The organism is Psychrobacter sp. W2-37-MNA-CIBAN-0211 (genome assembly GCF_040309405.1).
GTDB classification, from domain to species: domain Bacteria; phylum Pseudomonadota; class Gammaproteobacteria; order Pseudomonadales; family Moraxellaceae; genus Psychrobacter; species Psychrobacter glaciei.
Window position 1 is genome coordinate 1 of record NZ_JBEOOU010000543.1, and the last position, 239, is coordinate 239.

Consider the following 239-nt stretch of genomic DNA (forward strand, 5'->3'; position numbering starts at 1 on the left):
GCTTAGGCATATTGCTTTCAGATGTACTATTTGACGCTGCTTTTTGATTGCTAAAATCATTTTCTACTGCGCCAAACTGTACCAGCAATACTTGCTTTTGTTGCTTGGCCTCACCAAAGCCCATCGCAATAGGCGAGCCTGAATAGCGGATATGCTCACAGCCGCCGACGCGCTGCGGTACGTGCAAATGCCCAAGTGCCACATAATCAAAGCCTTCATCGAACATATCAGCAGAGATT

Annotated in this window: 1 pseudogene; it reads right to left on the reverse strand. The window is 46.9% G+C overall.

The features are described from left to right. A pseudogene (locus AAEY72_RS16195) lies at nt 1–239 on the reverse strand (exonuclease SbcCD subunit D C-terminal domain-containing protein); the annotation flags it as partial.